At 69.9% G+C, this 13,980-nt stretch carries 10 protein-coding genes and 1 tRNA gene; 10 read left to right on the top strand and 1 reads right to left on the bottom strand.

What is annotated here, in order from left to right; translation table 11 throughout:
- Positions 1–121 precede the first annotated feature (121 nt).
- The 8 genes from dnaN to ACFYW9_RS32330 all read left to right on the top strand — a co-directional run bounded on the left by dnaN (position 122) and on the right by ACFYW9_RS32330 (position 10,667).
- Positions 122–1,252 (top strand): DNA polymerase III subunit beta, encoded by a 1,131-nt coding sequence (dnaN, locus tag ACFYW9_RS32295; RefSeq protein WP_326786746.1) that lies wholly within the window; start codon positions 122–124, stop codon positions 1,250–1,252.
- Between the two features lie 190 nt (positions 1,253–1,442).
- Positions 1,443–2,318, top strand: a complete 876-nt coding sequence (gene gnd, locus ACFYW9_RS32300) for a phosphogluconate dehydrogenase (NAD(+)-dependent, decarboxylating) (RefSeq protein ID WP_328670360.1) — start codon at positions 1,443–1,445, stop codon at positions 2,316–2,318.
- 141 nt (positions 2,319–2,459) lie between these two features.
- Positions 2,460–3,584 (top strand): DNA replication/repair protein RecF, encoded by a 1,125-nt coding sequence (recF, locus tag ACFYW9_RS32305; protein WP_351869314.1) that lies wholly within the window; start codon positions 2,460–2,462, stop codon positions 3,582–3,584.
- Positions 3,581–4,147, top strand: coding sequence for a DUF721 domain-containing protein (locus ACFYW9_RS32310; RefSeq protein WP_389157905.1), 567 nt, complete (start codon positions 3,581–3,583; stop codon positions 4,145–4,147). The genes recF and ACFYW9_RS32310 overlap by 4 nt, the downstream gene beginning before the upstream one ends.
- Positions 4,148–5,065: 918 nt before the next feature.
- Positions 5,066–7,129: a DNA topoisomerase (ATP-hydrolyzing) subunit B gene (gene gyrB / locus ACFYW9_RS32315; protein ID WP_351869309.1), complete on the top strand. Its 2,064-nt coding sequence runs from the start codon at positions 5,066–5,068 to the stop codon at positions 7,127–7,129.
- Between the two features lie 42 nt (positions 7,130–7,171).
- A complete protein-coding gene (gene gyrA, locus ACFYW9_RS32320; protein WP_351869306.1) occupies positions 7,172–9,763 on the top strand; it encodes a DNA gyrase subunit A in 2,592 nt (863 codons plus the stop codon).
- 18 nt (positions 9,764–9,781) lie between these two features.
- Positions 9,782–10,489 (top strand): DUF3566 domain-containing protein, encoded by a 708-nt coding sequence (locus ACFYW9_RS32325; RefSeq protein ID WP_351869303.1) that lies wholly within the window; start codon positions 9,782–9,784, stop codon positions 10,487–10,489.
- Between the two features lie 101 nt (positions 10,490–10,590).
- A tRNA-Ile gene (locus ACFYW9_RS32330) sits at positions 10,591–10,667 on the top strand.
- A 609-nt stretch (positions 10,668–11,276) separates the two neighbouring features.
- Here the strand turns inward: ACFYW9_RS32330 and ACFYW9_RS32335 are convergent.
- A complete protein-coding gene (locus ACFYW9_RS32335; protein ID WP_389157912.1) occupies positions 11,277–11,699 on the bottom strand; it encodes a DUF6344 domain-containing protein in 423 nt (140 codons plus the stop codon).
- A 327-nt stretch (positions 11,700–12,026) separates the two neighbouring features.
- Here ACFYW9_RS32335 and ACFYW9_RS32340 point away from each other — a divergent pair, with 327 nt between their 5' ends.
- Positions 12,027–12,155 (top strand): DLW-39 family protein, encoded by a 129-nt coding sequence (locus ACFYW9_RS32340; RefSeq protein ID WP_003999697.1) that lies wholly within the window; start codon positions 12,027–12,029, stop codon positions 12,153–12,155.
- 288 nt (positions 12,156–12,443) lie between these two features.
- Complete coding sequence (locus ACFYW9_RS32345; protein WP_389157915.1) at positions 12,444–13,937, top strand: hypothetical protein; 1,494 nt, start codon at positions 12,444–12,446, stop codon at positions 13,935–13,937.
- Positions 13,938–13,980: the final 43 nt, after the last annotated feature.

Raw genomic sequence — 13,980 nt, forward strand, 5'->3', positions numbered from 1 at the left:
TGTCAGCGCCGTGCGTCAGACTGGTCCCCGGTGTCCGTCCCCTCAGCGGTCGGAACGGCACCGAGTCAGACGACGAAGGCCAGCAGGGCGAGAGCGCCGGCAACAGACGGAGGCGGCAACGGTGAAGATCCGGGTGGAACGCGACGTACTCGCGGAGGCAGTGGCCTGGGCGGCACGCAGCCTCCCGGCCCGTCCGCCGGCTCCTGTCCTCGCCGGCCTCCTTCTGAAGGCCGAAGAGGGCGCACTGAGCCTCTCCAGCTTCGACTACGAGGTCTCGGCGCGGGTCTCCGTGGACGCGGAGATCGACGAGGAGGGCACGGTCCTCGTGTCCGGCCGCCTCCTCGCGGACATCTGCCGCGCGCTGCCCAACCGGCCGGTGGAGATTTCCACAGACGGTGTACGGGCGACCGTGGTCTGCGGCTCCTCGCGGTTCACACTCCACACCCTGCCTGTGGAGGAGTACCCGGCACTGCCCCAGATGCCGTCGGCGACCGGCACCGTCCCCGGTGAGGTCTTCGCCTCCGCCGCCGCCCAGGTGGCCATCGCCGCCGGGCGCGACGACACGCTCCCCGTGCTCACCGGTGTGCGCATCGAGATCGAGGGCGACAAGGTCACCCTGGCGTCCACCGACCGGTACCGCTTCGCGGTCCGCGAGTTCCTGTGGAAGCCGGAGAACCCGGAGGCGTCCGCGGTCGCCCTGGTGCCCGCCAAGACGCTCCTGGACACCGCCAAGGCCCTCACGGGCGGCGACAGCGTGATCCTGGCGCTGTCCGGTTCCGGCGCGGGCGAGGGCCTGATCGGCTTCGAGGGCGCCGGGCGGCGTACGACCACCCGTCTGCTCGAAGGCGACCTCCCGAAGTACCGCTCCCTGTTCCCGACGGAGTTCAACTCCATCGCCGTCATCGAGACCGCCCCCTTCGTGGAGGCCGTCAAGCGCGTGGCCCTGGTCGCCGAGCGCAACACCCCGGTGCGGCTGAGCTTCGAGCAGGGCGTGCTGATCCTGGAGGCCGGCTCCAGCGACGACGCACAGGCTGTGGAAAGGGTCGACGCCCAGCTGGAGGGCGACGACGTCTCGATCGCCTTCAACCCGACGTTCCTGCTCGACGGCCTGAGCGCCATCGATTCGCCGGTGGCCCAGCTCTCCTTCACGACGTCCACGAAGCCGGCGCTGCTCAGCGGCAAGCCCGCCGTGGACGCCGAGGCGGACGAGGCCTACAAGTACCTGATCATGCCGGTGCGCCTGTCCGGCTGATCCCGGAGCCCGCCGGTCCCGGGGACCGGCGGGCGCACCGCGGGCGGGGCATACGTATGAGCGCGTATGCCCACAGATGTGCGTGAGTTCCACCGATGCCCGAAAGGCGTGGGTGGTACCCCCCGGTCTAGGCTCGGACCCGGGTACGAGAGTGCCCTCACGCCACGTCGCAACCCCTAAGGAACAACTGATGGAGCTCGGTCTCGTCGGCCTCGGCAAGATGGGCGGCAACATGCGCGAGCGGATCCGCCGCGCAGGTCACACCGTCATCGGATACGACCGCAACCCGGACCTCGCCGATGTCCACAGCCTGGAAGAACTTGTGGGCAAGCTCAAGGGCCCGCGCGTGGTGTGGGTCATGGTCCCCGCGGGCGCCGCGACCCAGTCCACCGTCGACGAGCTGGCCGCCCTGCTGGAGCCGGGCGACGTCGTCGTGGACGGCGGCAACTCGCGCTGGACGGACGACGAGAAGCACGCCGTCGAGCTGGGCATCAAGGGCATCGGCTTCGTCGACTGCGGCGTCTCGGGCGGCGTCTGGGGCCTGGAGAACGGCTACGCGCTGATGTACGGCGGCCACGCCGAGCACGTCGCCCTGGTCCAGCCCGTCTTCGACGCGCTCAAGCCCGAGGGCGACTTCGGAGCGGTGCACGCCGGCAAGGTCGGCGCGGGTCACTTCGCGAAGATGGTCCACAACGGCATCGAGTACGCCATGATGCAGGCTTACGCCGAGGGCTGGGAGCTCCTGGAGAAGGTCGACTCCGTCACGGACGTGCGCGAGGTCTTCCGTTCCTGGCAGGAAGGCACGGTCATCCGCTCCTGGCTGCTCGACCTCGCCGTCAACGCGCTGGACGAGGACGAGCACCTGGAGAAGCTCAAGGGCTTCGCGCAGGACTCCGGCGAGGGCCGGTGGACGGTGGAGGCCGCCATCGACCACGCGGTGCCGCTGCCCGCGATCACCGCGTCGCTCTTCGCCCGCTTCGCCTCGCGGCAGGACGACTCGCCGCAGATGAAGATGATCGCGGCGCTGCGCAACCAGTTCGGCGGCCACGCCGTCGAGAAGGCTTGATCGACGCCCCGGGTTCTCCGCACCCGGGGTGACCCGGTTGTCCACAGCCGGGGGAAGAACCTGAGGACCGGGGTCCGTGCGGACCCCGGTCGGAACCCGCAACACCCGAAACACCACGCTGGGGGAGGTCGGCGAACGACCATGCACGTCACGCATCTGTCGCTGGCCGACTACCGCTCGTACGCCCGGGTCGAGGTCCCGCTCGACCCGGGCGTCACCGCGTTCGTGGGGCCCAACGGACAGGGCAAGACGAATCTGGTCGAGGCCGTCGGCTATCTCGCGACCCTCGGCAGCCACCGCGTCTCCTCGGACGCGCCGCTCGTCCGCATGGGCGCCGACCGGGCGGTCATCCGGGCCAATGTCCGCCAGGGGGAGCGCCAGCAGCTCATCGAGCTGGAGCTGAACCCCGGCAAGGCCAACCGCGCCCGTATCAACAGGTCCTCCCAGGTCAGACCCCGTGACGTACTCGGCATCGTACGAACCGTCCTGTTCGCGCCCGAGGATCTCGCCCTGATCAAGGGCGACCCCGGGGAGCGGCGCCGGTTCCTCGACGAACTGATCACCGCCCGCTCCCCGCGCATGGCGGGCGTCCGATCCGACTACGACCGGGTCCTCAAGCAGCGCAACACCCTCCTGAAGTCGGCCGCGATGGCCCGCCGGCACGGCGGCCGCACCATGGACCTGTCCACGCTCGACGTGTGGGACCAGCACCTCGCGCGCGTGGGAGCCGAGCTGACGGCCCAGCGGCTCGACCTGGTCGCGGCGATCCAGCCGCTGGCCGACAAGGCGTACGAGCAACTGGCGCCCGGCGGCGGGCCCCTCGCCCTGGAGTACAAGGCGTCCTCGCCCGGCGTCGTCGGCCACGCCCGCGAGGAGCTCTACGCCCAGCTCATGACCGCCATGGAGGAGGCCCGCAAGCCGGAGATCGAGCGCGGTGTGACCCTCGTGGGGCCCCACCGGGACGATCTGGTCCTCAAACTCGGCCGGCTGCCCGCCAAGGGATACGCCTCGCACGGAGAGTCCTGGTCGTACGCGCTGGCTCTGCGCCTGGCCTCGTACGACCTGCTCAGGGCCGAGGGCAACGAGCCGGTGCTGGTCCTCGACGACGTCTTCGCGGAGCTGGACAGCCGCAGACGCGAGCGCCTAGCGGAGCTCGTCGCCCCCGGTGAGCAGGTCCTCGTGACCGCCGCCGTGGACGACGACGTACCGGATGTTCTGACCGGGGCGCGGTACGCCGTGTCCGAAGGCACGGTGGAGCGCCTATGACGGAGAACACATCGGGAACCGGTGCCGAGGGCGCCGAGCCCCGCAAGAAGACCCCGGAGCCGTCCGGCGTCGACCTCGCGCGCGTGGCGCTGCGGGCCGCGAAGGAACAGGCACGCGCGCGTGGGGACGCGGCCCAGCAGAAGAAGCAGGCGCGTCGCGGCGGCGGTCTGCGCTCCGGTTCGGGTGCCGACGGGCGCGACCCCATGGCGCTCGGTTCCGCGATCAACCGGCTGCTCACCGAGCGCGGCTGGGAGACCCCTGCCGCGGTGGGCGGCGTGATGGGCCGCTGGCCGCAGATCGTCGGCGACGACCTGGCCAACCACTGCGTTCCGCTGCGCTACGACGACGACCCGGCCGAGCGGGTGCTCACGGTGCAGTGCGACTCGACCGCCTGGGCGACCCAGCTGCGCCTGCTGGCGCCGCAACTGGTGGCGCGGCTGAACCAGGACCTCGGCCACGGCACCGTGCGTCTGCTCAAGGTCCAGGGGCCGATGGGCCCGCCACGCCGTTACGGGCCGCTGCGCGCTCCGGGCAGCACGGGTCCCGGCGACACCTACGGGTGACCGGCCGGCGCCGGTCACCGCCCGCCGGTCCTGCGGACGGCGTACCCGCGTGGACGCCCCTCACGGGGCGGTGACCGGCGTCGTCGCGCCCTCGGGCGGCCGCCGGACGATTCGGCCGCGCCGGTCCCGGGCGCGGGCGATCCTGACCCCCTCCGCGGACGGCTGCCGCGCCGGAGCGTCGACCGCGGTCGATCCAGGCGACGCCGGCCGTCCTCCGACCCGGCGATCTCGGCCGTTTCCGGGCCGGCCGTCCCGCTGACCCGGGAGATCGTGACCGGGCCGGGTCGATGGCCATGGGCGAATTCCGGCCGTCGTCCGGGGCGGTGCCGGGCCGTGCCGCGCCCGGGTCCGGGGCGTGTACCGCCGCCGCGGGGCACAGGAGCCGGCCGATCGCCGCACCCCCGGATCCCTCACCGATCCCGCCCGTGGACACCCCCCTGTCCTCCGTGGTCCTCGCAGGCTGTCGCCCAGGGGGCGCGCCGCTCTGGGCCACCCCCCGTCCGGCAATCCGGAGAACCATCGATATCCGCTGGTCAGACAGGTATCGAAGACGGCTCGAAGGCCATCTCGGACACCCTGCGGGACGCCGCTCGGCATGCTCCGGGCGACCTCCGCGGGCGACCGCGCGCGACAGTGGACGGCGACCTGACCCGTCAGTAGCCGGGGGTTGACACCCGGAAGGGCTGAGTGCCGCTGTAAGCCTCTTTGGGCCCGGGTCCGCATATGGGGAGTCGGGCGAGACCGGTTCAGGGCGGCACATGCGGACTCAGGTACCGGCAAACCCCCATCACTGTCAGCGCTACCGGTAGACTGGAAGCTAATCCCGCCCCACTAGTGGGACGCACCGAGCAACGCTGACTAAGGCTTACCACCGCAACACGCCGCAGCCGCTCCGGCCACCCGCCGGGAGTTCGGCTTGTGCTGTGCCAGAAAGGGCGCTTCGTGGCCGATTCCGGCAACCCCAACGAGAACATCCCGTCCACCGACGCCGGCGCGAACGGCGAGGTCACATCCTCGTACGACGCCAGTGCCATCACCGTCCTCGAGGGTTTGGACGCGGTCCGCAAGCGACCTGGCATGTACATCGGTTCGACCGGTGAGCGTGGACTCCACCACCTCGTGTACGAGGTGGTGGACAACTCGGTCGACGAGGCGCTGGCCGGCCACGCGGACACGATCGAGATCACGATCCTCCCGGACGGCGGCGTGCGCGTCGTCGACAACGGCCGCGGCATCCCGGTGGGCATCGTCGCCTCCGAGGGCAAGCCGGCCCTCGAGGTCGTGCTGACCGTGCTGCACGCGGGCGGCAAGTTCGGCGGAGGCGGATACGCGGTCTCCGGCGGTCTGCACGGCGTCGGCGTCTCCGTCGTGAACGCCCTGTCGAGCAAGATCTCCGTCGAGGTCAAGACCGACGGTCACCGCTGGACGCAGGACTACAAGCTGGGCGTCCCGACGGCCCCTCTCTCCCAGCACGAGGCCACGGACGAGACCGGAACGTCGGTCACCTTCTGGGCCGACGCGGACATCTTCGAGACCACGGAGTACTCCTTCGAGACGCTCTCGCGGCGCTTCCAGGAGATGGCGTTCCTCAACAAGGGTTTGACGATCAAACTCACCGATGAGCGTGATTCGGCGAAGGCCGTCGCCGGGGCGGACGAGGCGGGTGCTGACGAGAAGGACGAGGTCAAGACCGTCACGTACCACTACGAGGGCGGCATCGTCGACTTCGTGAAGTACCTCAACTCCCGCAAGGGAGAGGCGGTGCACCCCACCGTCATCGACCTCGAAGCCGAGGACAAGGACAAGAGCCTGTCCCTCGAGGTCGCGATGCAGTGGAACAGCGGCTACAGCGAGGGCGTGTACTCCTTCGCCAACATCATCCACACCCACGAGGGCGGCACGCACGAGGAGGGCTTCCGCGCGGCGCTGACCTCGCTCATCAACAAGTACGCGCGCGACAAGAAGCTGCTTCGCGAGAAGGACGACAACCTCACGGGTGACGACATCCGCGAGGGTCTGACCGCGATCATCTCGGTCAAGCTGAGCGAGCCTCAGTTCGAGGGCCAGACCAAGACCAAGCTGGGCAACACGGAGGCGAAGACCTTCGTCCAGAAGGCGGTCTACGAGCACCTCAACGACTGGCTGGACCGCAACCCGGTCGAGGCCGCGGACATCATCCGCAAGTCCATCCAGGCGGCCACCGCGCGCGTGGCGGCCCGCAAGGCGCGTGACCTGACGCGTCGCAAGGGCCTCCTGGAGTCGGCGTCCCTGCCGGGCAAGCTCTCCGACTGCCAGTCGAACGACCCCACCAAGTGCGAGATCTTCATCGTCGAGGGTGACTCCGCCGGCGGCTCGGCCAAGTCCGGCCGGAACCCGCAGTACCAGGCCATCCTCCCGATCCGGGGAAAGATCCTCAACGTCGAGAAGGCGCGGATCGACAAGATCCTGCAGAACCAGGAGATCCAGGCACTGATCTCCGCCTTCGGCACCGGAGTCCACGAGGACTTCGACATCGCGAAGCTCCGCTATCACAAGATCATTCTGATGGCGGACGCCGACGTCGACGGCCAGCACATCAACACCCTGCTGCTGACCTTCCTGTTCCGCTTCATGCGCCCGCTGGTCGAGGCAGGGCACGTCTTCCTGTCCCGCCCGCCGCTGTACAAGCTCAAGTGGGGCCGGGACGACTTCGAGTACGCGTACTCGGACCGCGAGCGCGACGCGCTGATCGAGCTCGGCCGCCAGGCCGGCAAGCGCGTGCGCGAGGACTCGATCCAGCGCTTCAAGGGTCTCGGTGAGATGAACGCCGAGGAGCTGCGCATCACGACCATGGACCAGGAGCACCGCGTCCTCGGCCAGGTCACCCTCGACGACGCCGCCCAGGCCGACGATCTCTTCTCCGTCCTCATGGGCGAGGACGTCGAGGCCCGCCGCGCGTTCATCCAGCGCAACGCCAAGGACGTCCGCTTCCTCGACATCTGAGTCGGTCTCAGCTGACCGCGTCAGAAAGGATCTTCACCAGCAATGACCGACGAGAACGCACCGAGCAATCCTGAAGCGGGCGACATCGCCATGCGCATCGAGCCCGTCGGGCTCGAGACCGAGATGCAGCGCTCGTACCTCGACTACGCGATGTCCGTCATCGTGTCGCGCGCGCTGCCCGACGTGCGGGACGGTCTCAAGCCCGTCCACCGCCGCGTCCTGTACGCGATGTACGACGGCGGCTACCGGCCCGAGAAGGGCTTCTACAAGTGCGCCCGCGTCGTCGGCGACGTCATGGGCAACTACCACCCGCACGGCGACTCCTCGATCTACGACGCGCTGGTCCGCCTCGCGCAGCCGTGGTCGATGCGCATGCCGCTGGTGGACTCCAACGGCAACTTCGGATCTCCCGGCAACGACCCGGCGGCCGCGATGCGGTACACCGAGTGCAAGATGATGCCGCTGTCCATGGAGATGGTCCGCGACATCGACGAGGAGACCGTCGACTTCACGGACAACTACGACGGCCGCTCCCAGGAGCCGACCGTCCTGCCGGCCCGCTTCCCGAACCTGCTGATCAACGGCTCCGCCGGTATCGCGGTCGGCATGGCGACCAACATCCCGCCGCACAACCTGCGCGAGGTCGCGGCCGGCGCCCAGTGGTACCTGGAGAACCCGGAGTCCTCCCACGAGGAGCTCCTGGACGCGCTGATCGAGCGCATCAAGGGCCCCGACTTCCCGAGCGGCGCTCTCGTCGTGGGCCGCAAGGGCATCGAGGAGGCGTACCGCACGGGCCGTGGCTCCATCACGATGCGCGCGGTCGTCGAGGTCGAGGAGATCCAGAACCGCCAGTGCCTGGTGGTCACCGAACTCCCCTACCAGGTCAACCCCGACAACCTCGCCCAGAAGATCGCCGACCTGGTCAAGGACGGCAAGGTCGGCGGCATCGCGGACGTGCGGGACGAGACCAGTTCCCGTACCGGCCAGCGGCTCGTGATCGTCCTCAAGCGGGACGCCGTCGCCAAGGTCGTCCTGAACAACCTCTACAAGCACACCGACCTCCAGACGAACTTCGGCGCGAACATGCTGGCGCTCGTCGACGGTGTGCCGCGCACCCTCTCCCTGGACGCGTTCATCCGCCACTGGGTGGCGCACCAGATCGAGGTCATCGTCCGCCGGACGAAGTTCCGGCTGCGCAAGGCCGAGGAGCGCGCGCACATCCTGCGCGGCCTGCTGAAGGCCCTGGACGCCATCGACGAGGTCATCGCGCTCATCCGGCGCAGCGACACCGTGGAGATCGCGCGCGAGGGCCTGATGGGCCTCCTGGAGATCGACGAGATCCAGGCCAACGCGATCCTCGAGATGCAGCTGCGTCGACTGGCCGCCCTGGAGCGTCAGAAGATCATCCAGGAGCACGACGAGCTCCAGGCCAAGATCCGCGAGTACAACGAGATCCTCGCCTCGCCGGTGCGTCAGCGCGGCATCATCAGCGAGGAGCTCGCCGCGATCGTCGAGAAGTTCGGCGACGACCGCCGCTCCAAGCTGGTGCCCTTCGACGGTGACATGTCCATCGAGGACCTGATCGCCGAAGAGGACATCGTCGTCACCATCACGCGCGGCGGCTACATCAAGCGCACCAAGACCGAGGACTACCGCTCGCAGAAGCGGGGCGGCAAGGGCGTCCGCGGTACGAAGCTGAAGCAGGACGACATCGTCGACCACTTCTTCGTGTCGACGACGCACCACTGGCTGCTGTTCTTCACCAACAAGGGCCGGGTCTACCGCGCCAAGGCCTACGAGCTCCCGGACGCCGGCCGTGACGCGCGTGGCCAGCACGTCGCCAACCTGCTGGCCTTCCAGCCGGACGAGGCGATCGCCGAGATCCTCGCGATCCGCGACTACGAGGCGGCGCCCTACCTGGTGCTGGCCACCAAGGGCGGACTGGTCAAGAAGACGCCGCTCAAGGATTACGATTCGCCCCGTTCCGGGGGTGTCATCGCGATCAACCTGCGCGAGACCGAGGACGGATCCGACGACGAACTGATCGGAGCCGAGCTCGTCTCCGCAGAGGACGATCTGCTGCTGATCAGCAAGAAGGCCCAGTCGATCAGGTTCACCGCGACGGATGACGCTTTGCGACCGATGGGCCGTGCGACCTCGGGCGTCAAGGGCATGAGCTTCCGCGAGAGCGACGAGCTGCTCTCGATGAATGTTGTTCGACCCGGTACGTTCGTGTTCACTGCCACAGACGGTGGGTACGCGAAGCGGACCGCCGTCGACGAGTACCGCGTCCAGGGTCGCGGCGGCCTCGGTATCAAGGCCGCCAAGATCGTCGAGGACCGTGGTTCCCTGGTCGGCGCGCTGGTGGTCGAGGAGACCGACGAGATCCTCGCCATCACACTGTCCGGTGGTGTGATTCGTACGCGAGTCAACGAGGTCAGGGAGACGGGCCGTGACACCATGGGCGTCCAACTGATCAACCTGGGCAAGCGCGATGCCGTGGTCGGCATCGCTCGTAACGCCGAGGCCGGCCGTGAGGCGGAGGAGGTCGACGGCGATGAGCCCGTGGACGAGACCGCCGAGGGCGTCGAGGCCGTCGGTACGGAAGAGGGCGAGCCGTCCTCGGCCGAGTAGCGCGAGGAGTGAGTCGTCGTGAGTGGAGCCACGGGCGCCGGATCGACCGGTACGGAAACGGACGGCGGCCGTGGCACCGCCATGGACGGAACCGACTCCCATGACTCTCATGGATCCCAGGGGGGAACTGTGACCGACACCCGAGGCCAGCAGGCCCAGCAGCACGCGGGCGGGCAGGCGGCCCCGGTCGCTCCGGGCACGCCGCCGGTGGCGCCGTCCGCGGCGGCGTCGCCGCTGCCGGGCGAGCGGCACGGGCAGCAGCCCGCACAGCCGTATCACCCGCCGCAGGCGTACCCGGCGCAGGCTCCGGCCGGCGCGGTCCGCCGGCCGCGCACGGGCGCGCGGACGACACCGCGCGTGCGCAAGGCGCGGCTGCGGGTGGCCAAGGCCGACCCGTGGTCGGTGATGAAGGTCAGCTTCCTGCTCTCCATCGCGCTCGGCATCTGCACGATCGTGGCGGCGGCGGTGCTGTGGATGGTCATGGACGCGATGGGCGTCTTCTCGACCGTCGGCGGCACCATCTCCGAGGCGACCGGGTCGAACGAGTCCAACGGCTTCGACCTCCAGTCGTTCCTCTCGCTGCCGCACGTCCTGATGTTCACGTCGGTCATCGCGGTCATCGACGTGGTCCTCGCGACCGCTCTGGCGACCCTCGGAGCGTTCATCTACAACCTCTCCGCCGGCTTCGTCGGCGGCGTGGAGCTGACCCTCGCAGAGGATGAGTGAGGGCGCGTTCAAACGCCCTCCGACTATCGATTTTGGGACTGGCCGCGTCGTGCGCTAATCTTCAGAGGTCAGCGCGCGGGACACACACCGCAAAGCGCGGCGGGGCTATAGCTCAGTTGGTTAGAGCGCATCCCTGATAAGGATGAGGCCACAGGTTCAAATCCTGTTAGCCCCACCAGTTCGAAGACCCCCAGCCATCACGGTCGGGGGTCTTCGGCGTTTATGGCCGGCAGTTCGTGGATCGCGCGCGGGTGTCGCCGGGACCGGCCCGGGGGACCGTGTCGGCCGACGGGCGGACTCCCCGGAAGCGGTGGAGCTTCGGGAGCCCGCCGGGCTTGCCGACCGCCCGGAGGTGCCGCCGCGATGTCGAAGGCCCGGCGACTGGGAAGAGTCGCCGGGCCTTTGCCCTGGGTGCTTCGTACGCAAGTTCGCCGCTACTTCAGGGTGTCTGTGAGGGGGTACGGGCCGCGCTCCACGGAGTGGGGCCCGAGGGGATGCTGAGGAACGGTGGTCCGAGGAGCGGCCGGGAACCGTGAGGCTGGGGAAGTGGCCGGGGGCGGTGTCCGTGCTTTCCGCCTCGTACCGCGTTCTCGTACGGCGCTTCCCGCCTGCTGCGGTGTTCGTCCGGCGTCGTTCGTCCGGCGCCTGTGCGACGCCCGTCCTGTGCCGGCCGTGGTGCCTGTTCGCGCCTGCCGAGGTGCCCGTCCCGGGGCCTGCCTCGACGTCCGTCCCGTGCCTGCCGCGGTGCCTGGATCGGCGCCTGTCCCGGCGCCCGGATCGAGATCGGCTAGCGCTGGAGCCGTGTCACCGGCGTGAAGGCCCCCAGAGGCTCCGTGCCGGGCGTTGCGAGCGTCTCGGGCCCGGAACAGGCGTAGGGTTCCGCGAGGCCCTCCGTGCTGCCGGGAGCGGCGGCCTCCGCCGTGCCCTCGTCCGCCGGTGCGCGGTGCCGGCAGCTCGGCGAGGAGCCGTGCGCCTCGGCGCGGATGCGTTGCTTCATCGTGGGGGGCAGGGCCCGGTTGTGGGACCAGGTCCAGGCTGCCGGGACCTGGGCGGTCGCGGGGGCCGCCACCGAGGACTCCGTGTTGCGGGCCGGGCCGGCCTGCGGTACCGCGGCGGCCGCGGTGGTGGTGACGAGTCCGAGCGTCGCGCACAGCGCCAGGAAGGCGGTGACGATCGCGCTCCACAGCTTCATGACCTTGTTCTGGGTCACGGCCCCTCACTTTCGGGTCGGGCGATTTGCGTACTTTCCTCATGATGTGTAGGTGGGCCGTGAAGTGGTGGACCTGCGCCCGTGGCGCGTTGATGTTCAGATGAACACCACCCGGATGGTCGCAAGTGATCAGAAAAGCTCGTAGATGCCCATAAAAGTCACAGTCTGTGACGCGTGATCACCGTGAGATCGGAGCGGTGTCATCCCGCTCTCCCGCTGTACGCGGGGCCGCAGTTGGGGGCCGATCCAGGTCACCGATCGATATCGGTCGGTGTGTATAGTCGGGCGCCAGAAGTCCCCTACGTCAACGAAGGACGAGGTCGCGCGGTGAAGAAGCTTCTCCTGGTCGCACTGGCCGCCATCGGCGGGCTCCTCGTGTACCGCCAGATCCAGGCGGATCGCGCCGAGCAGGATCTGTGGACGGAGGCGACCGACTCCGTGCCCACGGGTTCGTGAGGATCGACAACAGTCTCGGAGCAGACCCCGGCCGCCTCGCGGTCGGGGTTTTGTGTTTCCCGGAAGCCCGTCGGTTCACGAACGCAAGCGAATCGGTTGCGGGGGCAAAACCCGAGGGCGTTCGGCCGCTTCCTTTCGGCCGCTCCCTCCGATAGCCCGGGTGTCGCGGTGGCTGACGGGGCAGGATGGTCCGCGCCAGGGGGCTTCGACGAGGGGTGGCGCGTGATGGGGCGGCGCACGAAGGGCCGGTGTGCCGGAGGCCGGCGTGCGAGGTCGTGGCACGGCCGGATGCTCGCGGCCACGGCGCTGGCCGCCGCGCTGTGCGTGAGCCTCGCACCCGCGGGCAGGGCCGCCGCCACCCCCCAGACCGCCGATGCGCGGACCACCGCGAAGGGCGCGGGCACGGCCGCCGACGGCACGTCCGGGCCGTACGCCTTCGCCGAGGACGCCATCGCCGTCAAGGGCGCGGTCGGCACGACCGACTCCGTACTCCTTCGGCCCGGCCGGACGTACAAGAGCTCCGTCGGACTCGCGGGGAGGGACGGCAGGATGTATTACCGCCTCGAACTCGGTGCCGACTCCGACGCTTACGTATCCGCCACCGCCGTCCCCCGGCCCGGCGCGACGGTCTCCTACTCGGACGGCCTCAAGGTCTCCCTTCAGGACGCCAACGGCCGCAACTGCTCCTTCACCGGCACCGTCCACTTCGGCGCCACCCAGAGCCCGCACCCCATCGCCGCCTGGGCCTCCCGCGAGACGAGCGGTGAGCACTACGCCTGCCAGACGGCGGGAACGTACTACGTGGTCGTCGAACGCACCGGGGCGGCGGGCGCGACGAGCGGTACGGAGGCTCCGTCCGGCACGGAGTCCTCCGCGTCCCGCCCCTGGGACCTGGAACTCGGCTATGCGTCGGAGCCCGCTCCGAAGACGGCTTCCGGACCGACGAGCGCTCCGGAAGCCTGGAACTCGGCGTCGCCCGAGCCGCTCGTGGGGGACGCGAAGCACCGCGGCGGCGGCGCGGGATTCAGCGGGGCCGTCCCGCTCGGACAGGGAGTCTGGAAGGACGGCATCAGCCCGGGGCAGACCCGCTTCTACAAGGTGCCGGTCGACTGGGGACAGCAGGTCTACGCGACCGCGGACCTGGGCAGCGCGAGCCGGGGGGAGGGCTCTGTCGGCACCGCCCTGGTCATGTCCCTCTACAACCCGGTACGAGGCCTCGTCGACGACGTCGGCTCCGGGTACGACGGCGGCCAGCGTTCCGCCGCGCTCGCCCCGCTGCCTCCCGTCGCCTACGAGAACCGCTACGCCCTCAACGACCGTGTGAGCGGGATGCGGTTCGCCGGCTCCTACTACCTCGTGGTCCATCTCGCCGCGCAGGTCGCCGACCGCTTCGGCGAGGGGCCGTTCGGGCTGACGCTGCGGGTGCGCGTGGCCGGAGCGGCGGGGACGGGCCCTGCCTACGCGGGGAAACCGGTACCCGGGGACGTGTTCGCCGTTCCGGCGGGCGGTTTCGACGACGCGGCCGGCGACGGAACGGCGGACGGCGCGGCGGGCACCGGGGAGAGCGGCGGCGGCACCGGCCGCGGCGGCGTCATGAAACTGGTCGCCGCGGGCGGCATCGGTACCGGAACCATGCTGATGCTGACGCTCGGGATGTGGACCGTGATCGCGCGCCGCCGGGCGGCGCGGACCGTCCGGCCCGCGCCCGAGGACGCCGACACGGCCTCGGCCTCGCTGCCGGCACCGGCCCCTTGGGAGCACGGGGCGGCACGGGACCGGTAGCGCCCGGCGCCGCCTCTCGTTCTTCCCGGACTCAGACCTGGAT

It is taken from the genome of Streptomyces sp. NPDC002698, from assembly GCF_042888945.1.
Classification (GTDB): Bacteria; Actinomycetota; Actinomycetes; order Streptomycetales; family Streptomycetaceae; genus Streptomyces.

Coding starts and splice junctions, on each gene's coding strand:
- gnd (WP_328670360.1), top strand. CDS start 1,443: ATGGAGCTCGGTCTCGTCGGCCTCGGCAAGATGGGCGGCAACATGCGC.
- recF (WP_351869314.1), top strand. CDS start 2,460: ATGCACGTCACGCATCTGTCGCTGGCCGACTACCGCTCGTACGCCCGG.
- ACFYW9_RS32310 (WP_389157905.1), top strand. CDS start 3,581: ATGACGGAGAACACATCGGGAACCGGTGCCGAGGGCGCCGAGCCCCGC.
- gyrA (WP_351869306.1), top strand. CDS start 7,172: ATGACCGACGAGAACGCACCGAGCAATCCTGAAGCGGGCGACATCGCC.
- ACFYW9_RS32345 (WP_389157915.1), top strand. CDS start 12,444: ATGCTCGCGGCCACGGCGCTGGCCGCCGCGCTGTGCGTGAGCCTCGCA.